Annotated in this window: 24 protein-coding genes and 1 pseudogene; 13 read left to right on the forward strand and 12 right to left on the reverse strand. The window is 58.5% G+C overall.

The features are described from left to right. The first annotated feature begins 150 nt into the window (after window positions 1-150). The 3 genes from FAZ95_RS25045 to FAZ95_RS25055 all read left to right on the forward strand — a co-directional run bounded on the left by FAZ95_RS25045 (window position 151) and on the right by FAZ95_RS25055 (window position 3091). Window positions 151-825, forward strand: a complete 675-nt coding sequence (locus FAZ95_RS25045; RefSeq protein ID WP_137335214.1) for a response regulator — start codon at window positions 151-153, stop codon at window positions 823-825. Between the two features lie 29 nt (window positions 826-854). After that, complete coding sequence (locus FAZ95_RS25050) at window positions 855-2126, forward strand: ATP-binding protein (RefSeq protein WP_254700279.1); 1272 nt, start codon at window positions 855-857, stop codon at window positions 2124-2126. Window positions 2127-2749: 623 nt separating this feature from the next. Beyond that, a complete protein-coding gene (locus FAZ95_RS25055) occupies window positions 2750-3091 on the forward strand; it encodes a YciI family protein (protein ID WP_175425750.1) in 342 nt (113 codons plus the stop codon). Between the two features lie 65 nt (window positions 3092-3156). On the opposite strand, the gene FAZ95_RS40715 is transcribed toward FAZ95_RS25055, so the two are convergent. The 5 genes and pseudogenes from FAZ95_RS40715 to FAZ95_RS25075 all read right to left on the reverse strand — a co-directional run bounded on the left by FAZ95_RS40715 (window position 3157) and on the right by FAZ95_RS25075 (window position 5292). Next, entirely contained in the window at window positions 3157-3375 is a 219-nt protein-coding gene (locus FAZ95_RS40715) for a transposase domain-containing protein (RefSeq protein WP_367873625.1), read from the reverse strand. Between the two features lie 6 nt (window positions 3376-3381). Then, window positions 3382-4160: pseudogene (tnpC, locus tag FAZ95_RS25060) on the reverse strand (IS66 family transposase); the annotation flags it as partial. Next, complete coding sequence (gene tnpB / locus FAZ95_RS40720) at window positions 4055-4420, reverse strand: IS66 family insertion sequence element accessory protein TnpB (protein WP_367873324.1); 366 nt, start codon at window positions 4418-4420, stop codon at window positions 4055-4057. The gene tnpB and the pseudogene tnpC, both read right to left, overlap by 106 nt. After that, entirely contained in the window at window positions 4417-4848 is a 432-nt protein-coding gene (gene tnpA, locus FAZ95_RS25070) for an IS66-like element accessory protein TnpA (RefSeq protein WP_367873326.1), read from the reverse strand. Before tnpA ends, tnpB begins: the two co-directional genes overlap by 4 nt. Window positions 4849-4962: 114 nt before the next feature. Beyond that, window positions 4963-5292: a hypothetical protein gene (locus FAZ95_RS25075; RefSeq protein ID WP_137335217.1), complete on the reverse strand. Its 330-nt coding sequence runs from the start codon at window positions 5290-5292 to the stop codon at window positions 4963-4965. A gap of 470 nt (window positions 5293-5762) precedes the next feature. Between FAZ95_RS25075 and FAZ95_RS25080 the strand changes: the two genes are divergently transcribed. Next, the gene (locus FAZ95_RS25080; protein WP_137335218.1) at window positions 5763-5963 is read left to right on the forward strand and encodes a hypothetical protein; all 201 of its coding nucleotides are present in this window, start codon (window positions 5763-5765) and stop codon (window positions 5961-5963) included. 125 nt (window positions 5964-6088) lie between these two features. Here FAZ95_RS25080 and FAZ95_RS25085 read toward each other — a convergent pair whose 3' ends face one another. From FAZ95_RS25085 to FAZ95_RS25100, 4 genes are all read right to left on the reverse strand, one after another. After that, a complete protein-coding gene (locus FAZ95_RS25085; RefSeq protein ID WP_137335219.1) occupies window positions 6089-6901 on the reverse strand; it encodes a class I SAM-dependent methyltransferase in 813 nt (270 codons plus the stop codon). Between the two features lies 1 nt (window position 6902). Further along, window positions 6903-7451: a hypothetical protein gene (locus FAZ95_RS39480; RefSeq protein ID WP_175425751.1), complete on the reverse strand. Its 549-nt coding sequence runs from the start codon at window positions 7449-7451 to the stop codon at window positions 6903-6905. A gap of 185 nt (window positions 7452-7636) precedes the next feature. After that, complete coding sequence (locus FAZ95_RS25095) at window positions 7637-8083, reverse strand: hypothetical protein (RefSeq protein WP_137335220.1); 447 nt, start codon at window positions 8081-8083, stop codon at window positions 7637-7639. Window positions 8084-8285: 202 nt separating this feature from the next. Further along, window positions 8286-9422, reverse strand: coding sequence for an NHL repeat-containing protein (locus FAZ95_RS25100; RefSeq protein WP_137335221.1), 1137 nt, complete (start codon window positions 9420-9422; stop codon window positions 8286-8288). Between the two features lie 2194 nt (window positions 9423-11616). Between FAZ95_RS25100 and FAZ95_RS39775 the strand changes: the two genes are divergently transcribed. Further along, window positions 11617-11841 (forward strand): hypothetical protein, encoded by a 225-nt coding sequence (locus FAZ95_RS39775; RefSeq protein WP_137335222.1) that lies wholly within the window; start codon window positions 11617-11619, stop codon window positions 11839-11841. A gap of 414 nt (window positions 11842-12255) precedes the next feature. Here the strand turns inward: FAZ95_RS39775 and FAZ95_RS25110 are convergent, their stop codons facing one another. Further along, window positions 12256-12531, reverse strand: coding sequence for a hypothetical protein (locus tag FAZ95_RS25110; protein ID WP_137335223.1), 276 nt, complete (start codon window positions 12529-12531; stop codon window positions 12256-12258). 213 nt (window positions 12532-12744) lie between these two features. Between FAZ95_RS25110 and FAZ95_RS25115 the strand changes: the two genes are divergently transcribed. From FAZ95_RS25115 to FAZ95_RS25135, 5 genes are all read left to right on the forward strand, one after another. Next, window positions 12745-13161: a hypothetical protein gene (locus FAZ95_RS25115; RefSeq protein WP_137335224.1), complete on the forward strand. Its 417-nt coding sequence runs from the start codon at window positions 12745-12747 to the stop codon at window positions 13159-13161. A gap of 53 nt (window positions 13162-13214) precedes the next feature. Beyond that, window positions 13215-13766, forward strand: a complete 552-nt coding sequence (locus tag FAZ95_RS25120; RefSeq protein WP_175425752.1) for a DUF1444 family protein — start codon at window positions 13215-13217, stop codon at window positions 13764-13766. Window positions 13767-14009: 243 nt separating this feature from the next. After that, entirely contained in the window at window positions 14010-14351 is a 342-nt protein-coding gene (locus FAZ95_RS25125; protein WP_137335226.1) for a hypothetical protein, read from the forward strand. 1217 nt (window positions 14352-15568) lie between these two features. Beyond that, window positions 15569-15808 (forward strand): DUF2442 domain-containing protein, encoded by a 240-nt coding sequence (locus FAZ95_RS25130; RefSeq protein WP_137335227.1) that lies wholly within the window; start codon window positions 15569-15571, stop codon window positions 15806-15808. 91 nt (window positions 15809-15899) lie between these two features. Next, complete coding sequence (locus FAZ95_RS25135) at window positions 15900-16103, forward strand: cold-shock protein (RefSeq protein ID WP_137331109.1); 204 nt, start codon at window positions 15900-15902, stop codon at window positions 16101-16103. A gap of 201 nt (window positions 16104-16304) precedes the next feature. Here FAZ95_RS25135 and FAZ95_RS39485 read toward each other — a convergent pair whose 3' ends face one another. Both FAZ95_RS39485 and FAZ95_RS39490 read right to left on the reverse strand, forming a co-directional pair. Then, window positions 16305-16472 carry a hypothetical protein gene (locus FAZ95_RS39485; RefSeq protein WP_175425753.1) on the reverse strand — a complete coding sequence of 56 codons (168 nt, stop codon included), beginning with the start codon at window positions 16470-16472 and terminating at the stop codon, window positions 16305-16307. A 25-nt stretch (window positions 16473-16497) separates the two neighbouring features. Continuing rightward, a complete protein-coding gene (locus FAZ95_RS39490; RefSeq protein ID WP_175425754.1) occupies window positions 16498-16665 on the reverse strand; it encodes a hypothetical protein in 168 nt (55 codons plus the stop codon). Between the two features lie 245 nt (window positions 16666-16910). On the opposite strand from FAZ95_RS39490, the gene ligD reads away from it, so the two are divergent. From ligD to FAZ95_RS25150, 3 genes are all read left to right on the forward strand, one after another. Next, complete coding sequence (gene ligD, locus FAZ95_RS25140; protein WP_137335228.1) at window positions 16911-19424, forward strand: DNA ligase D; 2514 nt, start codon at window positions 16911-16913, stop codon at window positions 19422-19424. A gap of 120 nt (window positions 19425-19544) precedes the next feature. After that, window positions 19545-20471, forward strand: a complete 927-nt coding sequence (gene ku / locus FAZ95_RS25145; RefSeq protein WP_137335229.1) for a non-homologous end joining protein Ku — start codon at window positions 19545-19547, stop codon at window positions 20469-20471. Between the two features lie 29 nt (window positions 20472-20500). Beyond that, window positions 20501-21307 (forward strand): tetratricopeptide repeat protein, encoded by an 807-nt coding sequence (locus tag FAZ95_RS25150; RefSeq protein ID WP_175425755.1) that lies wholly within the window; start codon window positions 20501-20503, stop codon window positions 21305-21307. The last annotated feature ends 5 nt before the right edge of the window (window positions 21308-21312 follow it).

Below are 21312 nucleotides of genomic sequence, written 5' to 3' on the forward strand. Positions count from 1 at the left end.
CGCCGACCAGTTGCGGGAATCCTGCATTGCAACCTACTATCGTAAGCACCGTGGGTCACGACGGATATCCGATGCAAAAAAAACGCTTCGGATAATAATCCGCGAGACTTAGATTTGACTTAGCACGCTGCTTCGACCTTGGTGAAACGCATGAGAATTCTCCTCGTGGAGGATGACGAAATGATTGGCGATGCAATCCTCCAGGCATTGAAGGATGCGGCGTACGCGACCGACTGGGTGCGCGACGGTGAGTCAGCGATGGGTGCGCTGTTGGGTCGGGAGCACGATGTGGTACTGCTGGACCTGAATTTGCCGAAACGCGACGGCATCGATTTGCTTCGCGTGATACGAGCGGGAGGCAGCAAGCCTCCGGTCATTATTCTCACGGCGCGCGATAGCGTTGAGGACAGAATCGTCGGACTGGACGCTGGTGCCGACGACTACCTTGTGAAGCCATTCGAAATCGGCGAACTACTCGCGCGCCTTCGGGCGGTGACTCGCCGACTCGGCGACCACGGCGATACCAGGATGACGAGCGGAAGCCTCACGCTGGATTCTGCTACGCACATTGCGGTGTACGGAAACACCGAATGCCGACTGACGAGTCGTGAGTTCGCGCTGTTGAGCGCGCTGTTGATGAGGCCTGGGACGGTTCTGTCGCGAAGCCAACTGGAGCGGAAACTCTATGCCTGGCAGGAACAGGTCGAAAGCAATGCTGTGGAAGTCCTGATTCACGGCATTCGGAAGAAGCTGGGGGCGTCGGTCATTCGAAACGTACGAGGTGTGGGATGGTTGGTAGACAAGGAAGACAATCACGCTCTCTGACGTTGCAACTATCGGCGTGGATTGGTTGTGTGATTGTGGCTGTCGGAGTTCTCGCTTGCGGTTTCTCGTTTGCGTTTGCCTATCAGGAAGCCAGGGAGCTTCAGGACGGGCAATTGAAGGAAATCGCTGCGCTGATTGATAGTCGCGCATTGGCGTTCACTGGGTCTCGCCCGTCAATTGAGAGTTCCCAGGATGCGGACGTCAAAGTGGTCATCGACAGATTGAGCGACGCAACTTCGGGCGTCGCACAGGCCGCTGGACTCGTGATTCCGAAGGCAATGTCTGACGGGTTTCACGACTTGAACGGCATAGGACAAAGCTGGCGCGTCAACATCCGAACGCTCCGCAGCGGTGAGCGCATCGCCGTTGCGGAGCCCTCCGCGTTGCGTGACGAAATTGCACAGGACGGCGCAATGAGAACGCTTGTTCCCATGCTCCTTTTGTTGCCGGGCCTATTCATCGTCATCGTGGTGATAGTTAGAACGAAGCTGGCGCCGCTCACACGTCTTGCGAGTGTTGTGGACCGACAGAATGATACGTCGCTCGAGCCGTTGCCTGAAGATGGGATAACTAACGAAGTGTTGCCATTTGTCCGGTCGATTAACCGTCTGATTACGCGACTGAAGGAGGCAATCAGTCACCAGCGCCGTTTTGTCGCGAGCGCTGCCCACGAATTGCGCTCGCCGCTGGCAGCGTTGTCGTTGCAGGCAGGAAATCTCGGGGCAACCATCACGTCGCCGGATGCTCGTGAGCGGCTCCTGGCCTTCCAGTCTGGATTGCGCCGTACCCACAGACTGGTGGAGCAGTTGCTCGTATTGGCGAGGTCTGAACAGGGCGCACTCGAGCAGCCGACAACGGTATCGCTGCGAGCCATGGCAACCGAGGTCATAAACGTCACAATTGGGCTTGCCCGCGAGAAGAATATCGACCTTGGATTCGACCACTTCGATGAACTTGATGCAATTGTCGACGTGTCGGCGGTTACGGTGGTGCTGAGAAACCTGGTCGACAACGCGGTGCGATATACACCAGCCGGCGGGAAGGTGGATGTGTCCGTTGTTCAGTCAGGAAGCGAAGTGTTGTTTGAAGTTGTCGACTCGGGCCCTGGTATTCCGGATGAGGAACTGGAGCGTGTCCTGGAGCCGTTCTATCGGCTGGACCGTTCCGTTGCAACGGGCAGCGGGTTAGGCCTTTTCATCGTGTCCGAGATTGCACGGCGGACCGGCGGCCGCCTGGTGCTCGAAAACGTCGACGGCGGATTTCGCGCGCGTTATTTCCAGCCGTTGCACCGGAACGGCTGATAGCGCACGATGGAGCAGGCTTACGTCCACCTGTTGCATTTGCTCGCCGGACACGCCGGTGCTCTTGAAAATGACCGTTTGCATTCCGATGCAGAAGTGCCAAAGCTGTGACCCGCTCCTTGAAGCCGGAATAGCCCGGCAATATGGAGTTGGCGCCTGCGCCGACAAGCAACAACACGATAACCATCCATAACGCCTGCTGATAGTTCCCTTGCAAGTGAAAGAGACGCCCCGCAAAGACGGGCCCGATCGCCGCTCCCACAACAAACGCGCTGTAGATGACGGCGTAGAGGCGCCCGTAAGACCTCATGCCGAAATAGCGCGATGTGAGGAAGGAAATCATGTTGACTTCCGCACCCAACGACAGCCCAATCAGAAGGGCTGTTAAGGACGCCAGTTCCTTGCCCCCGAGCATCAGGAGTAGGGTAAGCGAGTACGGCGTACCGTCTAGACGCTCCAATCAGAAGTTGCCTGAGTAGCCCCCGCCACATCGAGTAGGGGGACTACTTTGACAACAGAAGCACCGACGAGAACTGGCCGTAAAGGCGTACCGAATCATCCGCTCGCATTCCGGCGCGAGATAGCCCGACTGGCGAGCGAACTCACACTCGGAGGACCGAACGATGACGAAGTACCTAATCTCCTTCCCCGGATCGGCGATGGACATCTCCGACGAAGACATAGCTGCGGTCGGCGAAGCGGCACACGCAGTCATACGCGAGGCGAAGGATGCCGGCGTCTATGTGTTCGGCGGTGGTATCAACGAGGACGTCGCGCCGCTGATGGTCGCCGCTGACGGCACCGTCACGAACGAGACCTACCCGCAGACCAAGGAGTTCGACGGCGGCCTTTGTGTCCTGGAACTCCAGTCGCGCGAAACCGCCGTCCAATGGGCCGCGAAGATCGCCAAAGCCTGCCGCTGCTCGCAGGAGCTCCGCGAGTTCGGGTACGACCCGGAGAGCTGACCCGCGAGGTCGCAGCCCGATGGTAAGTGTGGCACCAGCGACGTTTTGACTAAGGATCGTGATCTTCAGACTGCGGTGCGGAGCTGATCGGCGACGACCCACGGGGCGAGTTCGTCGATGCGGTTAATCGCGTGGTCGGCGATGCGTGCGAGCACGTAGCGCAGATATGCCTCAGGATCGATGCCGTTGAGTTTTGCGGTGCCGACGAGGCTGTAGATTGCGGCGGCACGTTCGCCGCCAGAGTCTGCTCCAGCAAACAGATAGTTACGTCGACCGATGGCCACCCCGCGTAGCGCGCGCTCGACCGGCAGATTGTCGATTTCGAGCTGGCCGTCATCGCAATAGCGGGTGAGCGCTTCCCACCGGTTCAGCGCATAGAGGATCGCCTGACTTGTATCCGATTTGCGCGAGAGCGTTTCCAGCGTCGTCGTGAGCCACGCATGGAAGCGGTCGAGTAGCGGCCGCGCATGTTCCTGGCGATGCACCCGGCGCTCGTCGGGCGGTTTGCCCGGATCGTTTCCTCAATTCTGTATAGCGCGCCGATACGCTGGAGCCCTTCGGTGTTCAACGCATTGGGGCGTGCTGCGTGTAGTTCATAGAACTGTCGTCGGGCGTGCGCCCAGCAAGCCGCCTCCATGACGCGCCCTGTTTCGTAGATGGCCTGATAACCACCGTATGCGTCGGCTTGCAGCGTACCCTTGAACGACTCGAGATGCTGCTGCGGATGGATGCCCTTGCGATCCGGCGTATAGGCAAACCACACCGCCGGCGGCGTCATGTCGGCCGACGCACGATCATCGCGCACATACACCCACAAGCGACCGGTCTTCGTCTTGCCATTGCCCGGTGCAAGCACTGGAACCGGTGTGTCGTCGGCGTGCAGTTTCGTCGCCGACATCACATGACGACGCAGTGTTTCAACGAGCGGCTGCAGCAGTGTCGCCGCGTGTCCAACCCACTTCGCTAGCAGTGAGCGATCAAGCTCGACGCCTTCTCGCGCGTACATGACCGACTGCCGGTAAAGCGGCAAGTGATCTGCGAACTTCGAGACCAGGACATGTGCCAGCAGCCCTGGGCCGGCGAGTCCGCGCTCGATGGGACGACTCGGTGCAGGCGCCTGAGAGAAATCAGCAGGCACATGCCATCGCCGCTCCACCACAGCACTTTGAGCAGGTCGCCGCGTTTGCCGCGAAACACGAAGACGTGCCCGCAGAAGGGATCCCGTTCAAGCACGGTCTGCACCTTGGCGGCGAGACTGTTGAATCCGGCCCGCATGTCGGTCACGCCGGCAGCCAGCCACACACGCGTGCCGGCAGGAAGGCCGATCACGTCTCAGCCTCCGCAGCGGCACGCAATGTACGCAACACAACACGCAGCGTGGCCGCGTCGGGCGTGCCCTCGATACGCACGCGTGCGACGCCGACGCAAATCTCAATCACTCCCGCGACGGCCGGCTGAGCCTTACTCTGCGGCTGAACGGGCAATGAAGCCGCGTTCTCGATCGTACGCTCCTCGGGCACCACATTTACCGGCAACAGGGTCGGCGGTTCATACTGTCCAGCCTGATAGGCTCGGCGCCATTTGAACAACAGATTGGTATTGAGCCCGTGTTCCAGAGCCAGTCGTGCGACCGACACACCCGACTCACCTGCTAGCTTTGCGCGTTCTCGCCGAAATTCGATGGGGTGGTTGGGGGTACCTCTACGCGTCCGTCTCGCTGCTGTCGCTATCTCAGGTGACAAAGTAGTCTCCACCACTCATTTGGTGGGGCCTACTGTGTCCACTTTGGCACCATCGGTCTAGACGGTGCTGGGGCAACGCTTACGCAGGTATCGTGGACGTCCGCGCATCTGCTGCGCCTCGCGGTGCTCTTACGACCGACGACCGGTATCGGTTTTCCTGCCATCCAACTCGGGAACAGGCGGCAAAGTACCGCATCCTCGCAGGTGCAGGACGGCGTTCGCCGCTTCGGGCTTTTCTCGTTTTTGCAGTCGCTCAGCCAACAGCTCCAGAAAGAGCGGTAAATCTTCATGCCCCTGTCTCGCGATGAACACTTCGACAGCTTCGTTGATAGCGGCATTGAGCGTTAAGGGCGTAAGAGTGCCAGCGATAAAGCAACTACCTCGCGCCAGACAATAGCTCCATTTGGCCTCAAGGTGGGCTCTGCTTGCGCGAGTGCGCTTTCCTTGTTTGACCGGCATGATTATTTTCCCCCGAACATTTTTTGTCTCTGTCACCACGGGCACCAGCGTACATCGTCAACGTGAAAACGATATACCTCGCGTTGCAAAATAAAAGGATTTCGCCATGCACTGAGCTTCGTCAGGAAATGCTCCCCGCCTTGAAGTGACTTTTTGAGGTCTGCATGCTCACATTTTGATTCGCGCCTCGATTGATGCGGCTTGCCAATAGACGTCACCGTCTCGCAAGCTAGAAGATGACCACCGGGATATTGGCAAGTGGACCATCTCCCTTCGGACCTCAGGCTGCCTTTAATTGTGAGAGCACTTTCAATGGCTCTCGTGAGCACCATTTGGTGACAGGACTGTGACGGGTGAAATTTCGAAATCAGCCCAGGCTCCGCATGTCAACGAAACCGAGCCCGACGCGTTATGACGCTTGGACGACGCCAAAAATTGTCGCCTCGCCATCCATCTCTTTGGAGAATCACATGAAGAAGCTCGCTGCCGTCCTGATTGCATCGCTGTTTACTACCGTCGCGTTCGCACAGGCCTCGACACCGGCCGCGACCGCACCGGCCACGCCGGCTGCGACCACCCCGGCTCCGGCTGCTGCGTCCAAAGTGCACAAGCACAAGGTCAAGCATCATAAGACGACCGTCGAGCCGGCCAAAGCAGCGTCGGGCGCATAGGTAGCGGCGTCCGGAAGTCTCAGAACCGTGCTTTGGCAGGGTTCTTTGCTTTGGGGCCGGCATTATGACTGAGTTACGCCTTGACTTCCGGAGGCGTTGAGGCTCCGAGTAGCGAACGCGGCCGCCTAGCGCCTTCGCGCAGAAGCGAGCACGGCGGGCATGGGCACTCGGACCTCTCCGTCAACTTCGTATGCGGCCGCGCTTTCGGACACCGTCTTCTCAATCAAAGCCAACGCCACGGGCGTTTGCGCCTTCAGCGTTGCGGCCACCCGCACGCCGCCGCGCATGAGCGCGTGAAAGGGCGTTTCCGGCGCGCGGATAGACCACGTCTGATTGACCTCCTGAACTGTGGGCTGCACAAAGCCCGCTTCGAGCAGCACACGCTCGCATTCAGCCCAGTCGCTAAACCGAAAGAACGGCGGTCCCTCTGGCAGGCCGACATCCGTTTTGCCGCATGCTTCGATTGCTTTGAGTACGATGTCCAGGGCGACGGCCTTGTCGCGGCTCGCCCAGACCGTAAAGGCAATTCTGCCGCCGTGCCGTAGGACGCGAAACGCCTCCGCGAGTGCTCGTTCGGGGTGCGAGAAGTGAAACATTCCGAAATTGATGCCCACTGCATCGAAGCTCTCATCGGGGAACGGTAGGTCCTCCGCGCTGCCCACTCTGAAGGTGAGTCCTGGGTTGAGGTGCGTCGCCTCTTCGACCATTGCCGCTGCGAAATCAACGCCAACGGCATAGGCACCTCGCGCAGCTGCTGCCGCAGCAAGGTAGCCTGGACCCGATGCAACATCGAGAAAGCGGGTTTCGCGCCCGACACCGAGCACGTCAAGCAGTAAGCCAATCGACTGAGTCGTCAAGTCCGCGTAATACCAGTGATACGACTGGGCAAGATGCTCCCAACCTTGGTGCTCGAAAGCGCTGAATGCATCTTCTTCCATGTCAAACATCTCCGTTGGGTCGTTGCCATTCGAAGCTGCACCCTTCACGGCCGTCGGTGGATTCACATACAACGCCGTCGAACAATGAGAGGGCGTATTCCCTACTAAGTCCCCCACCAGGCAACTTGAACTGCCACGTCACATTGTGTTCAACCTCAGTGGCGCCCAAGCCTTGGTCCGGTGCCGAAAGGCGTATCACCGTGTATGGCGCGGTGCCGGAAATCCCCTTGTACTTGCCGGTGCCACCTATTAGGGTGTGCACGCGGGCGGCCGCATCGAACGTTGTAAATATCTTGTCGCCATCCATGTCGGTCTCGGTACAGGCACCAACGCCGCCCACTTTGCCGCCCATGGCCGTATGGAAATACAGGCAGCGCACCGACATGCTATCGAACAGCTTCTGACCATCTGCGTTGCGGGTGATGCCTACCGGCTCCCACAGTGCGTCTTCACCGACACCGCCCATATCAAGGCTGGCAGGCGAGTGGCTGGTGTAGTACGTCACATAGGTTGCGGTACCTTGTTTTGGCATCTGAGCCTTGTCGGCCATAGCAGTCTGGTCAAAAAAAGGACAGGGCGACGGCAAGGATTGCAGAAGAGAGCGTTTTCAAATTAGCCTCACTTATTGATGGGGCGCTACGGGGGGGCGTACATACGCGAGTTCGCAACCTACAAGCAGCAGACGCTAGGACCAGTGAGCGACGCACCACGCGTCGCGCCCCCTGCTGCTGCCACTTACGTTGCCAACAAAGCAATTCGCATGATGCCGACGATAGTGTCGCTTTGGTTTGTGGTCGTTTCCGCCATACCCTTTTTGCAGGTCCAGACATCGCCCGTCTTGGCGACGAAGGGCTTACCCATTCCCTGGTCAACGAGTAACTCACCCTCCAAGCAATGGCACACCATGTCAGTTGCCATCGCGGGGTTGGCGAACTTCGACTTGGGCTGGAACACGAGGTCCACCAGCGCCACCGACTTATAGGCAGGGATTTCCGATGTCCGCTTCGAGACTTCGACTCGCCTGACACCGGGTGCGAGCTGCGTTCCCTCATCTGCGCGGTAACGCTCTGCAGACGCGTCGGTTGGTAGCAGCAGGGCCGGTGATGCCACGGCGCTCGCCAAGGCAAGGGTCAGCACAGAGCGCCGATTCGCTTGGTGCTCTTCTGACGTCGAGTGATTCATGTTGACCTCCATTTCGGCTAGAGAGGATGGCACTGGTCGCTGAACGTCGCGAGCGCGAGCGTTAGACGAGAGCGCAGTGCGGTGGAGTATCGTCGAAACGTCAGCATGATTGCGCCCTCTTGATGACGCGTTCGACGCGGCGAACTGGCATGAGCAGGCAAAGCCTGGCTACGGCGCCGGGCCTTCCTGCCCCTCATCATTTCTAGTCGTCGTAGCTAAGTGTCGCAGGGTCGCTGTTCCTAAAGATTAAGTACCACGGAGACTGCAACGGGCCACCCTTGGAGTTGGCCGGCACAATGACGTCGCACTGAACGGGCGTGGTCGTGGTATCGCAACGCTGCACCTCACCTGTCGTCGCCGGGTCACTGCCAGTGTTAGGTACGCCAGTGATAGGGATGTACAGATAGCCGCCCGGCCCGAAGATGATTGCTTCCGCGAATGACCTGGGCGAACCCGCTACGTCTAGTTCGAGCTTGTAGAGCAGGTGACCGGTCTTTCCGTCAAGTTTCAGGATTTTGTCGGTGTCCGTGGCCCCCGCACGGGGGCTCGTGACCCACAGGTTGCCTGTGCTGTCGAAGACCAAGCCCTCTGGGCGGTGCAAGTCGGAGACCGTTTCATCTGAAGCGAACACATCAACGAATGCATTGGTGCGTGGGTCGAAGCGCAAGACGTAGCCGACAAGAGGGGCATTCGGGTCCTTCGAGACGGGGCAGGCTCTTGCAGAGACATACAGCAGTCCGTCGGGTCCGAAGACGACTCCACGCGGGTAAAACCCTGGCTTGAAGTTCGTCCGGTTGAGATTGCCCAGAAAAGCACCCGCCGCATCATATTCCTTTACGTCCCCTTCGTTAGCACATTTGTTGGACCGCGTACCATCATCGGCCACATAAAAGCTGTTGTTTGGCCCACCGCGCACAATGCCGCGAGGCGCGAAAGGCGCGTTGAGGTCGCTCGAAGAGACAAGTTTGCCGATAAATGTGCCGGTCTGCGCATCAAAGCGTAGAACCTCACCGTTAGATGGAGTGTTGACATTCTGATTGACGACCACGAGCTGCCCATCCGTAAAAATCATCCCCCGTGGCCCGTTCAGCCCGGCAGCGGCAGCTCCCGAAGCGACAAACGGGCCAAGATAGGCTCCGCTAGCATTGAACCGTTTGACGGAATTGTCGCCAGCATCGCCAATGAACAACTGCTGCGCCGTCGAAGATTGACTGACCACCAAGGCACTCAGCCCCACCGCCGCTGACAGCAAGAGAGAGCGCAATACATTACGACACGTTGGCCGGCGTTTTGCCTGCAGGAAGCCGAAGCGCGAAGAGACAGGATTTCTTGCAATCATTTGATGCCTCCGTTGAGTATTTGCGACTTGGTATGACAACAAGAACATCTAAGTAGACATCCTAACCACCGTTTGCCGGCGCCGACGCAGCAGAATTGTTGACTGCGGAACCGGCGGGACCTGCATTGTCACCGCCGCATGCGGTCAATGTCGTTGCGACCAAAACGGCGAATGCTGATGCCTGCAAGGCCTTCCTGACTAATGCGAGCAAGACATTCATGGCGAACTCCGACGAGGGTGGTGTAACCGACGAGTTGTTCGTCGCTATCGAAGAAAACGCATGGCGACCAGTGAGGTGCCTGCTGCTTTCAAGCAATGCGCGGGGGGGGGCCGTCGCGCGCTTCGGACGGACGTTTCACGATGCCCTCCTTGAAGGTTATGCTTGTTGCACACAACGGGCGGCGTGAAGTTGGCTGCACCGTAAGCGACGGTGCAGCCGGACGGAGAAATCCCGAAGTGGTCTAGCCCCAGGTCAGGGGGTCACGGTGATTGTGTACGTGGCGCTTTCCGAGACGCCGAAACTAGGGAAGGCACCTTCAACATGTATTGTGTGTGTCCCGGGTGATTGCGGTTCTATCATCAGCCAGTATCCATCGCTTACCGCGGACCCCGTGCCCATGGGTGCGATGAGAGGTGGAAAATCGGTGACGAACCAATTGTTCGTTGGAATCGAGAACTGAAAAAACGGCGATTGCACCCTAAACGCCGACAGTGCATTTACGGGTATATCGTGACCGTCAATGGAGGCCTTGAGCGTGTTTGGGCCTATCGCATCCGCCAGGGACTTCGCACACGCACTGCAGTCCTGAGCATTCGTGCAGCTGCTGGGGATATATGGAGGTCCGGCCTCCACAGTTGAGCACTCCGCGTTGATAATCGGAATGAATATGAACTTAGCGGCCGGCACCGTGCATCGTTCGACACCGCTGCCTGATGTGGGCTCGCTGAGAAACCACACGGCTCCAGACTGGTTGCTACTACAACCCGTCCCATCAGAGTAAAAAGTAGGGTTTGGGAGGCCCTTGCCATACGGTATCGCAAGCATCCACTGCCACCATGCGGCAGACCACTGACTGTAGGTCTCTCCGTGAACTGCTGCTTGAGGTGGAGACACATCCGAACTCTGCTGTGCCGATACCTCACGGCTTGCGACGCCCAGTGCTAGTGCCAACATTGCTACGACGATGGGGCACAGCCAATACTTCTTAACTCGTTTCATATTTACCTCCATAGAACATGCCCTAGGCGTGCCGAGACGCCCAATCGGACGACCGTCCGGCGGCTCAATACGATTGTTGAGCTAGAAAGCGCGTCTCAGGATTGGCTAAGGCGTCCTGCCCCCGCTCGCCGGCATGGACTGGGCCGAGTCCTTGTCAACGGCCGAACCCGTGGCGACATCACTACCGCCGCCCCCAACCACATCCTGTGAGTAGTACCGTCGCCATGGATATGACGGTCGGTGATGTTTTGAACGCACTTTTGACGAGTGGGACGAAATCTTTCATGGCGACCTCCATCGTTCCAAAGCGTGTTCTACGGGAGGGCCGGAATCGTGCGGCCGCGTGCAAAGAGATGCGGACAACAGCCAACGCGATGCCGGCAGGCAGTGGCGCAATAAGTTGGCCGAAGGTGTTGCTTACTGTGCATGCGGGCAGAATTAAACTCTCCCGCTTCGTCGGCCCAAGCTGAGCTGAAGACGGAGTTCAAGAGCATTGCCCGATGCGATAGTGGAAAGAGTAGTCGTGTAATACGTGCTCTGAAGAAGTAGCAGCCTCCTCGCAATTAATCTTAGTAATTGGCGACAAACAAACGTTTTAACTTCTTTTAGAACGCATATCGAGACTCGCACCCAGTATAGGACACGTGTGTTACCAAAAATTACTTTTTATATTTTTCCGATAGCCACTGTGTTATGGCGGGAAATCGCTACCAGGACTGCCTAATCTTAGCGATTGGTCGAAGTCTGCCCGCGAGGTCGAGGCCGACCTGTTGAGCTTATGCGTAAGGACCAACAGCGACTGATTTTGCCTTGCTTTTGTCCGCCCGTTACCGTGGGTCAACCAATTATTGCGGACTCCTCTCAATTTCCAATGCAGAAGCAGCTACGCAGTACGCGATACTTGATGGCAGAGACCGGCCTTTTTACGAACATCGATTGGCTGCTTGACCGCTCGCAATTATCGGCTACTGACGAATGGACCTTTGGATTCAACCCTGCGCGCGGTGCGCTGACCTCTACGGGAAGTCCGCAGCCGAACCTCCGCATCAGGACCTCACGCTCAACGGCGCCGGCGCGGTGAAAGATGCGCGAGTAGAAGAACACTACACCTGCGTTCAGTGCCGCGCGGTGTTTGCGCGGATTCTTGCCGGGCCGCCGACACGACAGATTTGGATGCTGCTGAACGCCGGCCAGCATTGACGCGATGCTGGCGCACGCTCAAACGCGGCGGATTTGGCGGCGCTCCGTGCCATTTGCGATGACAGGGGCCCGCCGTTTGAAGAGCATAGGTTACGTTCCGGAGGTTCTCAATAGGGTTGTCCGGATGGCTTGGGATAGCTCGCCCAAGTTCAGATTCCATGTTGGCTTTGCCATCGCTCACCTCGATTTCGACCTCGACGGCAGCGAAAAGCATTTGGTTTCTGGAGTTTGCACTTGAACCTCAGTACTCGATGCTCACGACATCGTCAGGAAAGTGTTGGTCTTCCCGTGCGACTCACTAATACTTCGGTACGCCGCCTCGTTTCCGCAGTTCCAGCCTCGGAGGAAACCTTCTGCCGAGTAAGCGCCGGTGGCCATCCCTTGGACCTGTGGGTCCTCAATCACCGGATTGAATCAGCCGACAAAGGCCGACACCTCGGGCTCAGCTTCGAGACCAAAAATGTGCGGGCGAAAATAGTTCAAGTTGAAGGCGATGCGCCGTTGCGGACCGGTACCTTGCTCATTTGGTACTTCGCCTTCATCAACCGCGAAGGAGAAGTAAACGCCCGTGTCCGGATTTTCGTATGTGGCGCCGCCGTCGACCCTGTAGCACCTGCGCTGTCGAAAGTACGCTTCGACGTCATCTTGAGCGACGTCAGCAGGCAAGGTAAAGAAGAGGTCGTAGCTCATTGATATCGGGCCCCCGGTTCTTGATTATTGGATTATGGCTGATGACTTCGCTGCTGCGTAGTGGCAGCGCGTTGCGAGAGAAAGCGCTGTGCAACCACCGCACTCGCCAATCGCTCGATAGTCTAAAGCTTAGTTGGCAATATGCCGTTAACCCGTGAGGCCCGTCTTACTCGCTGACGGGAAAAGTGAAAAACCGAGGCTTCGAGGGCACTGATGGCTGCAATCAACGCGTATATCCCAACGGTTACACCGCTGTTGTTCGACACTGAAGAAGGGAGGCGCACCGCAGGCGCGTGCCTTGAATTCGGCGGTTGGAATCACGACAAGAAGACGCTGACGCCAATTCGCGTCGAGGCCTTGCTGGCAATGCCGCACAATCCCGCGCTTTTCTGGGTGATGGACAGCCTCGCCGCGGCTGCGGAAGCCGGGCGATTGGACGCAAACAGATATATTGAACAACTGTTTGCAAGCCGCAGCGACGCGCGCGCGTTTCGGCTCGTCCTGCGTGACGCTGGAGCTGACCATTGGCTCAACGACCGGCACCATAACGCTTTGCGCAAGCTCGGCTGCGCGAGTATGGATGCGGCCATCTATCCGGTTCTTGCTTCCTTCTTTGACCCGGAAGCGTAACGACACCATCCGCGACTGCATCGCAAACCTTCAACAATGAACGTGGAGCAATCTTGGAGTCGTCACCGTCATTCTGCAGAAAGGCCATCGCTTACCTCAAACCTACGGTCAAGGACGCGGTACCGACAACCTCACTCTCGCAGCGAGAGTCGGCTGTTCTCCAAGTTATCAACGAGGACTTGGTAGTAGCGTATCTCGTCGACGCCGGCACCCATTTCCAGTATGTAGAGCATTGTCACATTGAGGAGGAAGGCCTGTCGGTTGACGAACTGCATGGAATCGCGGTTTCAAACCTGCAGAGTCTTGCTGAAGAGAAGTTGGTTGTTCGTGAGTATGGGCCCATCTACATCGCCCTGTTGGGTGGCAATTTCGAAGCGAGCCTTCTGATGGTTCATGCGATGTGGACCGATTGGTACGCTCATCTCGTACAGGGCGCCTTTATGGTTGCCGCGCCAGCGCGAGATGTTCTCGCATTCTGTGATGCATCGTCGGCGGACGGCGTTGCGGAACTCCGCCAAGTTATTCAAAGGGCAGAAAACGGCGACCACCTTCTTCATCCGCATTTGTACCAGCGGGTCGGCCTCGAGTGGCAAACAATTACGTAATTGCAGCAGCGGCACGAGCAGTATACGAGCGAACAATGTGGACTGAAAAACCTGATTCGATAGCCACACGTTGCTTCAAGGCTGCAGTGGCTTGCGTTATCGCAGTTGTGTGGGCCTGTGGGGCGGTAAGCGCATATCAGACATCACAGGCGCTCGAGAAAGACTCAGCCGTCGTCGAAGGGCGCGTCCTACGGTTCGAGACAGGTTCTAACGGCAATCTAAGTCCGCTTGTCGGATATTCGTATGGCGCGCATCTACGTTTCATACGATTCGATTCCTGAACTCACGTCACTTCCACAGGCTACACGTAGGGCCGTGGTTCGAAGCGCTGCTTCAGCTCTCGCAGGAAGCGCAGAGGGTCGTAGTCAGTTCCGACTTCAAGTCGGGTGGCTTGTCTTCGTTGCGGTGTCGTGCGCGCTCTTCATTATCCTCAACAACACCGTACTCTCCGGCTGGCTGTCCGCTGTCGCCATTGTGGTGGTTGTGGTTCTGAGCTACACCGTCGTATTTCAGTTCCAGGTGCGGCGCCTGCGTCCTCACATACGGGCAGTGTTGTCGGCCGAGCAAAAGGGCGAAAGCAGCTGAAGTGTTCCGCGGGAATGCCCTTGAAGATTGCGTCGCAGTAGACGGGGGCATTGTCGAACTGACGGTTTGCTATCTCGAACTCAACCGTCGTTGTATATCTGGGCCGGACGCCCGTGAATACCGACAAGTTCTGCGTCCGCCTCAGTTTTGATACGGCCCATCTCGCCTGCGCCGCGCGGTGCAGGCCCCAATGGGGCTTTCTGCCTACGCTGCTGACTGCGCGGTATACCCGTGGTGCATCAAGCACCTACGATGCGTGTCCGCAGGTTGTCCACAGCCTTGCCAACAAAATGTGGGGATAAGTGATGGCGCCGCGAGCGACGGCGGACCATCGCCGCGTCTGCTATTGCGCCCGCTCCGCTTTTCGTTGTGCGGCTTGCTCTTCGGCGTGCTTCTTTGCCATGTGGTGTCCCACAATGCAGCCGCCGATTGCTCCGACAACTGCGTGGTGTCCGGCGTAGTGGCCGGCTACGCCGCCGACCGCCGCGCCCTAAACAGGCTTATCGTCTACGCCTGAACAGGCCGGTCGGCCGTCGCGACTGATACCTGACATTTTCTCGTTTTGGCGGGCGTGACCGTGGTTCGAGCGCCAGCCTGCGAGCTTCGTCTGCCTGCGGCGAACTCTCCGACAACTCGTCGTTGCTCCACATCCAGAGTGGCAGAACAGTAACGACAGCCCAGTTACCGATATCTTGCACGACGACAAAACAGCGGTCGTCGGCTTTACTGTAGATGAGGTAGCACCGCCGGTTGGGCGGAACCTCCCCAAGTGACACGCATCGACCTGCGTCCAACATTTCTCGAACAGATGTTGCCGACAGCGCAGACCGTTGACTCACACGTTCCTTCGCGTGAGGTGCAACCCACGACCCTCGAGGACCGGACCGTCTCTTGGAGAAATGAATCTTTGCCTCCTACGCGTTACTGGCGCTCCCGCGCAAGTCTGTATCGCCTTCGGCCTCATCGCAACGCGACCATCGGCGGTTCTGGCGAGCCTGGCTCATGCGCGCGACCGATGAGGTGTCCCGTGGGCTTCCCTTGCTCGCAACCTCACTGGCCAAACACCGCAAACCGCTACTCGGCGATATCGCGTTGAAAATGGAGAGATGCATCGCTTCATACCCAACGCCCGGCGCAGCCCGGCTTGCCAGCATGCGCGCTTGTGTGGCGCCCTGCGGCGGGCTATCTTTTAATGGCTTCTCATTCAGGAGACGACCATGGAAGGCGCTGCGGTGGGTGCGCATTTCGACAGCGCGCACCTGTTTCTTGACCTGTCCGGCGGCAAGACGGTTGAATTCCCACTGGACTGGTTTCCTGTCCTGCAGGCAGCGACAGCAGCAGAGCGCGAACACTTCGCCATCTCGATGGACCGCCAGCAACTTTTCTGGCCGGAAATCGATGAGGACGTGAACGTTCCCGCGCTGCTTTCATATCAGCCCGCAACGATGCGTCAGTAGCGTAGCTCACGACTGCTTCATGTGGGAATCCCTACGACGAGCGATTGACGACTATATAAATCTGACTGTTTCAATTCTGGACACAACTACTATGGCAACCGGTACTGTGAAGTGGTTCAACGATGCGAAGGGCTTTGGCTTCATTACGCCGGACGATGGTGGCGAAGACCTGTTTGCTCATTTTTCGGAAGTAAAGGCGGAGGGATTCAAAACTCTCCAGGAAGGGCAAAAGGTGAGCTTCGAGGTCAAGCAAGGACCAAAGGGCAAGCAGGCGGCGAACATCCAGCCGCTGTAAGCACAAGGGGCACAGCTATCGCCGCGTTTTCTAGTGGGTGACGCTGCTCCCCGAAAGTCTGGTATCGAATCCGCCGCCTCCCCGTCGTTCACGTTTGCCGTGTCACATTTGTGGCTTTCGTCACCACGATACGGCTTGCCGGCCAAATGTCTGTTACCTACCCGGATTCAACTCGGGCGGCCGGTGTGAGTAAGGCGCTGCTTACTTCAATTTGTAGTGCGCGCCGGCGCCAGTGCGCGATGGCGGGAAGCGGGCGCCCTCAACGCATGTGGCATCGAATGTCCGGCCCTCGTTGTCGCCGCCCTCAAGTACGACCGAATAGATTCCCGACACCTTGACGAATTCTCCGGGTTTGAAGGTGTCTGCCATGGTGTCTCGTTCCTTGCGCCGGTCATTACTCCGGCGAATCTTCATCGATTTCTTCGCCGTCCTCTGACTCGATGCGGGTGGCTCCGCCCGTCGCGGGCGGGTCGCTGGCGGGGAAAGTGCCGTCTATAGCCTTATCGATGTCGTCCTCGGACTTCTCGCTGGTTGGATTCTGTGTCTTCGCCTTTGTGGCCATGTGTGTCTCCGCTGGTGTTGTGAGTAACTCGATAGCAGCAAGGCGTATTCTGCGACCCGGCAAGAAAACCGCCGCATCGGGCGTTCTTATCGCTAGTGCCCGGTTTACGTTTGACCAGACTTCTATTCGGCCACGGGGTTAGGTCGCGTCATACGCGAAGCCGGAGTCAGACCAAGCGGTTCGATTGGACCACTCGGATTCCTTGCTGACCCTACTTGAGGGGCAATAGGACCTAAACTGAACCCATGCCCTCCATTCCCCCTGACCGGACACGTTTGCCGCTGTCCAACTACCGGAAGAAGCGTGATTTCCGCGTCACGCCGGAGCCCGCACCGTCGGCTGCGAGCCCGTTAGCTGACGACCAGCGACTGGCCTTTGTCGTGCAAAAGCATTGGTCTGGCCGGCTGCACTATGACTTCCGACTCGAACTGGGTGGAGTCTTGCTGTCCTGGGCCGTTCCGAAGGGTCCCTGCTACGACCCGAAGGAAAAGCGGATGGCGATTCACGTCGAGGACCATCCCGTCGACTATGCGAGCTTCGAAGGCACTATCCCACCCAAGCAGTATGGCGCCGGCACCGTGCTTGTATGGGACCATGGAACGTGGGAACCCGTCGGTGACGCTCACGAGGCCGTGAAAGCGGGCAAGCTTGTTTTCCGACTCCACGGTGAAAAGCTGGCCGGACTGTGGGAGCTGGTGCGCATCGCAAAGCCGGAGGACACGCAGGACTCGTGGATGCTCTTCAAGAAACGCGACGAGTGGGCGCAACCACTTGCGGAGTACGACGTCATCAAGGCGCTTCCCGACAGTGTTGTCACGAAGCCGCTTGGGCTTGTGGAAGAGCGCGAGCCCAAATCGGCTCGGCCCTCGAGCGGCGTGGATACGGAAATCGACCTCTCTGCTGCAGCGCCGGCGCCGCTTCCCGCGAAACTCGAGCCTCAACTTGCGACCCCGGCAGATTCCCTGCCTACGGGAGGAGACTGGATAACCGAGGCCAAGCTGGATGGTTATCGAATGCTCGCGCGAATCGATAAGGGGCGCGTGCGACTGTTCACCAGCGGAGGACACGACTGGACAAAGAAGCTCGTAGGTCTCGCCGCAGAGGTGGAAAAGCTAGCAGTTTCCAGTGCGTGGCTCGACGGCGAAATTGTCGTTCTCAAAGACGGCATTCCGGATTTCGCCGCGCTGCAGGATGCGATGGACGGCCCGTCCGACCGGAGTATCGTCTACTTCGTGTTTGATGTGATGTATCTCGACGGAAAGGACCTGCGGAAGGTGCCCCTGTGGGCGAGGCGCGCGGCCCTCAGCGAGCTTTTGGAAAATGCGGGCGACCGGATTCGCTTCAGTCAGGACTTTCAGGCGCCCCCGGCTCAGGTATTTGAAGCCGCCGCGGAACTGGGTCTTGAAGGCCTGATGCTCAAACGGCGTGATGCGTCGTACGTCTCGGGGAGGTCGCAGACGTGGTTGAAGGCAAAGTGCCGGCTGCGGCAGGAGCTCGTCATCTGTGGCTTCACCAATCGCAGCGGCACAGCTGGGGAAATCGGCAGCTTGCTGCTCGGATACTACGCCGACGGCACGCTCCACGACGCCGGCAGCGTCGGCACCGGATGGGATGCCCGGACTGCGCGGGACCTGTGGGCCCGCCTCACCCCGCTCGAAGTAGACTCCCCGCCCTTTGATGTCGCCGCTGCGAAACCACGGCGGTGGTCAAGACGGGCCGCCGGCGGCGAGCGCTGGGTTCAACCCGTGTTGGTGGCGGAGCTCGAATTTGCCGCCTGGACCACGGATGGTCTCGTGCGACAAGCCTCGTTCAAAGGACTGCGCGTCGACAAATCCGCAAGCGGTGTCATCCGCGAAGCAGGTAAGGCGCTTTCGACGAATCCCGTTCCCCAGGTCAGGGTTACTCACCCCGAGAGAATCATTGACCCGTCGACTGGCGTCACGAAGCTCGACCTGGCCCGCTACTACGCGAGCGTCGCGCAGTGGATGCTGCCTCACCTGAAGGACCGCCCGTTGGCGATGCTCCGCGCGCCGAATGGCATCGCCGAAGAGGTTTTTTTCCAGAAGCACGCGGAGAAGACGGGCATGCCCGGTCTGACGGCACACGACGGGAGTCTGTGGCCAGGACACCCATCCTTGCTGACTGTCGACACGCTCGATGCGCTGTTGTCGGCAGCGCAAATGAACGTCGTTGAATTTCACACCTGGAACTCGACGGTTCGACGGTTGGATAAACCCGACCGGGTTATTTTCGACCTGGACCCAGGTGAAGGCGTGAAATGGGTGCACATACAGGAGGCGGCACTCCTTGTTCACACGCTTTTGCTAGAGCTAGGTCTCAAGGCGTGGCTGAAAACAAGCGGCGGCAAAGGGCTGCACGTCGTCGTGCCATTGACGCCACGACTTGATTACGAGGAGGTGAAGTCGTTCTCGCGGGCGTTTGTTCGACACATTGCGAAGACAATTCCCGAGCGTTTTTCCGCGACATCAGGCGCCGCCAACCGCGTCGGCAGGGTTTATGTCGACTTCCTGCGCAACGGGATGGGGCAGACGACGGCGGCCGCCTTCTCAGCCCGCGCCCGTCCCGGCATGGGGGTTTCGATGCCAGTCTCTTGGGAGCAGTTGTCCGCCCTGAAAAGCGGGGCGCAGTGGAATGTGCAGACAGCGCGCGAGTATCTCAGCTTCCAGTCGGAGGACCCGTGGGCGGATTACTGGTCGACGAAGCAGACGTTGGCGTCAGCGTTAAAGCGCCTACAATAAATCGACTGGCGGCCAGCGCAGGAACCCGTGACGCTCGCAGCTAAGCAGTCTGGCGCCACCGGCGGCGGCATACCCCTTGCTCGGCGATTTGCTGAACCGCCAATCCGAGAGGAGAACTCCATGCCTGCTCGTTCCATCGCCTCCTTATCCCTGTCCTTCGGGCTCGTTTCCATACCGGTGAAGCTGTACACGGCGACGGAGAGTTCGTCTGACGTTAGGTTCAATCTGTTGGCTCCAGATGGTTCCCGCGTAAAGCAGCAGTACGTCTCAGAGGCAACGGGAGCGGTCGTCGAACGCTCGAACATGAAAAAGGGCTACGAATTCGAAAAGGACAAGTTTGTCGTGTTCACCGCCGACGAACTAAAAGCCCTGGAGGATGCCGCCAGTCACGTCGTCGAGATACTCGCCTTCATACCGGAGAAAGCGGTCAATCCGGTCTATTACGACAAGGCGTACTACATTGCCCCTGACAAGCGTGGTGGGAAGCCATACTGCTTGTTGCAGCAGGCGCTGGCCGAGAGTGGCCGATGCGCACTTGCCAAATGGGCATTCAAAGGCAAGACCCGAATCGTACAGGTACGGCCGGAAGCCGACGGACTCGTCTTTCAGCAATTGCTTTTTGCGGACGAGGTTCGGTCGCTCGAGGAGTTGCACATCGAACACATACAAGTGTCCGACGCTGAATTGAAGCTCGCGCTTCAGATTATCGACCAGGGGGCCGAAGACAATTACGACCCGACTGCGTACGAGGATGACGAGAAGAAGCGCATTCTTGCCGCCATCGACGAAAAGATTGAAGGCAAGCAGGTCGTCATTCACGAGCCCGACGAAGCCACGGCGGGCGGTGCGCAGGTCATTGACCTCATGGAAGCTTTGCGCGCCAGTCTAAAGGGAGGGGCAAAAGCGAAGCCCGCTTCCACACCTAAGCGCAAGAGCGCAGAGGAGCCCGTCGCGGAAATTGCAGCGGCGCCGAAGACGCGCAAGCCTGCGGCGCGCGCCCCCAAAACGCCTGCACAAGAGCCCGCAAAGGTCCGGGCACGCAAGTGACGTTAGGAGATTCCGCGCGCGAGATTTCGATGCGCGAGTTGCAATCGATGCTCGGCGTTTCCCGCGCGGTGGTTTCTGGTCTGGTCACAGCGGGTTTCGTCACGCCCAGTCGGGGGCCGCGAAACGGATATCGCTTCACCTTTCAGGATGTCGTTCTGCTGCGAACCGCGCTGCAGTTGCGCGCTGCCCGGATACCGCCTCGCAAGATAATTCAGGCGCTCTCGCGGCTCAGGGAGGTACTGCCGGATGAGCTGCCGCTAACAGGCATTCGCGTATCAGCGGTCGGCAACGATGTGGCGGTAAGGACAGGCCCCTCTCAATGGGATGCGGTGACGGGACAGCTTCTACTGGATTTTGAGGTCGCTGAAATCAAAGGCGACGTCGTCTTCCTTGACACCGCACCGGCACAGAAGGACCTCGCGCGTCAGGCTGAGGAATGGTACGACCTCGGTGAAAAGCTGAGAACGTCGGACATGATGGGCGCTGAACAGGCATACAGAAAGGCAATCGCGCTTTCCCCGCAACCGTACTACGCCGCCTACGTTGACCTGGGTGCGCTGCTGTGTGAACTCGAAGCGCGATGTGTAGATGCGCTTCAAGTATTTGACGAGGCGCTGTCCTACTTCCCCAAGGACTCCGTCCTTCACTTCAATCGAGCCATCGCCTTTGAGGAACTGGGCCGGCTTGACGATGCAGAGCAGAGTTATCAACGATGTCTCGAGCTTGACCCATCCTACGCGGACGCCCATCACAACCTCGCAATTCTGCTCGAGACACGTGGCGACCAGCAGGGGTTGATACGCCATTTGAGTGCTTATCGTCGGCTGACTGAGTAGCAGGA

Origin of the sequence: Trinickia violacea (assembly GCF_005280735.1) — a bacterium.
GTDB lineage: Bacteria > Pseudomonadota > Gammaproteobacteria > Burkholderiales > Burkholderiaceae > Trinickia_A > Trinickia_A violacea.

Excerpts from the sequence above, each read along its gene's own strand:
- FAZ95_RS25045 (WP_137335214.1), top strand. The coding sequence starts at position 151 with ATGAGAATTCTCCTCGTGGAGGATGACGAAATGATTGGCGATGCAATC.
- FAZ95_RS25055 (WP_175425750.1), top strand. The coding sequence starts at position 2,750 with ATGACGAAGTACCTAATCTCCTTCCCCGGATCGGCGATGGACATCTCC.
- FAZ95_RS25075 (WP_137335217.1), bottom strand. The coding sequence starts at position 5,292 with ATGCCGGTCAAACAAGGAAAGCGCACTCGCGCAAGCAGAGCCCACCTT.
- FAZ95_RS25080 (WP_137335218.1), top strand. The coding sequence starts at position 5,763 with ATGAAGAAGCTCGCTGCCGTCCTGATTGCATCGCTGTTTACTACCGTC.
- FAZ95_RS25085 (WP_137335219.1), bottom strand. The coding sequence starts at position 6,901 with ATGGAAGAAGATGCATTCAGCGCTTTCGAGCACCAAGGTTGGGAGCAT.
- FAZ95_RS39480 (WP_175425751.1), bottom strand. The coding sequence starts at position 7,451 with ATGGCCGACAAGGCTCAGATGCCAAAACAAGGTACCGCAACCTATGTG.
- FAZ95_RS25095 (WP_137335220.1), bottom strand. The coding sequence starts at position 8,083 with ATGAATCACTCGACGTCAGAAGAGCACCAAGCGAATCGGCGCTCTGTG.
- FAZ95_RS25100 (WP_137335221.1), bottom strand. The coding sequence starts at position 9,422 with ATGATTGCAAGAAATCCTGTCTCTTCGCGCTTCGGCTTCCTGCAGGCA.
- FAZ95_RS39775 (WP_137335222.1), top strand. The coding sequence starts at position 11,617 with ATGGACCTTTGGATTCAACCCTGCGCGCGGTGCGCTGACCTCTACGGG.
- FAZ95_RS25110 (WP_137335223.1), bottom strand. The coding sequence starts at position 12,531 with ATGAGCTACGACCTCTTCTTTACCTTGCCTGCTGACGTCGCTCAAGAT.
- FAZ95_RS25115 (WP_137335224.1), top strand. The coding sequence starts at position 12,745 with ATGGCTGCAATCAACGCGTATATCCCAACGGTTACACCGCTGTTGTTC.
- FAZ95_RS25125 (WP_137335226.1), top strand. The coding sequence starts at position 14,010 with ATGGCGCGCATCTACGTTTCATACGATTCGATTCCTGAACTCACGTCA.
- FAZ95_RS25130 (WP_137335227.1), top strand. The coding sequence starts at position 15,569 with ATGGAAGGCGCTGCGGTGGGTGCGCATTTCGACAGCGCGCACCTGTTT.
- FAZ95_RS25135 (WP_137331109.1), top strand. The coding sequence starts at position 15,900 with ATGGCAACCGGTACTGTGAAGTGGTTCAACGATGCGAAGGGCTTTGGC.
- FAZ95_RS39485 (WP_175425753.1), bottom strand. The coding sequence starts at position 16,472 with ATGGCAGACACCTTCAAACCCGGAGAATTCGTCAAGGTGTCGGGAATC.
- FAZ95_RS39490 (WP_175425754.1), bottom strand. The coding sequence starts at position 16,665 with ATGGCCACAAAGGCGAAGACACAGAATCCAACCAGCGAGAAGTCCGAG.
- ligD (WP_137335228.1), top strand. The coding sequence starts at position 16,911 with ATGCCCTCCATTCCCCCTGACCGGACACGTTTGCCGCTGTCCAACTAC.
- ku (WP_137335229.1), top strand. The coding sequence starts at position 19,545 with ATGCCTGCTCGTTCCATCGCCTCCTTATCCCTGTCCTTCGGGCTCGTT.
- FAZ95_RS25150 (WP_175425755.1), top strand. The coding sequence starts at position 20,501 with ATGCGCGAGTTGCAATCGATGCTCGGCGTTTCCCGCGCGGTGGTTTCT.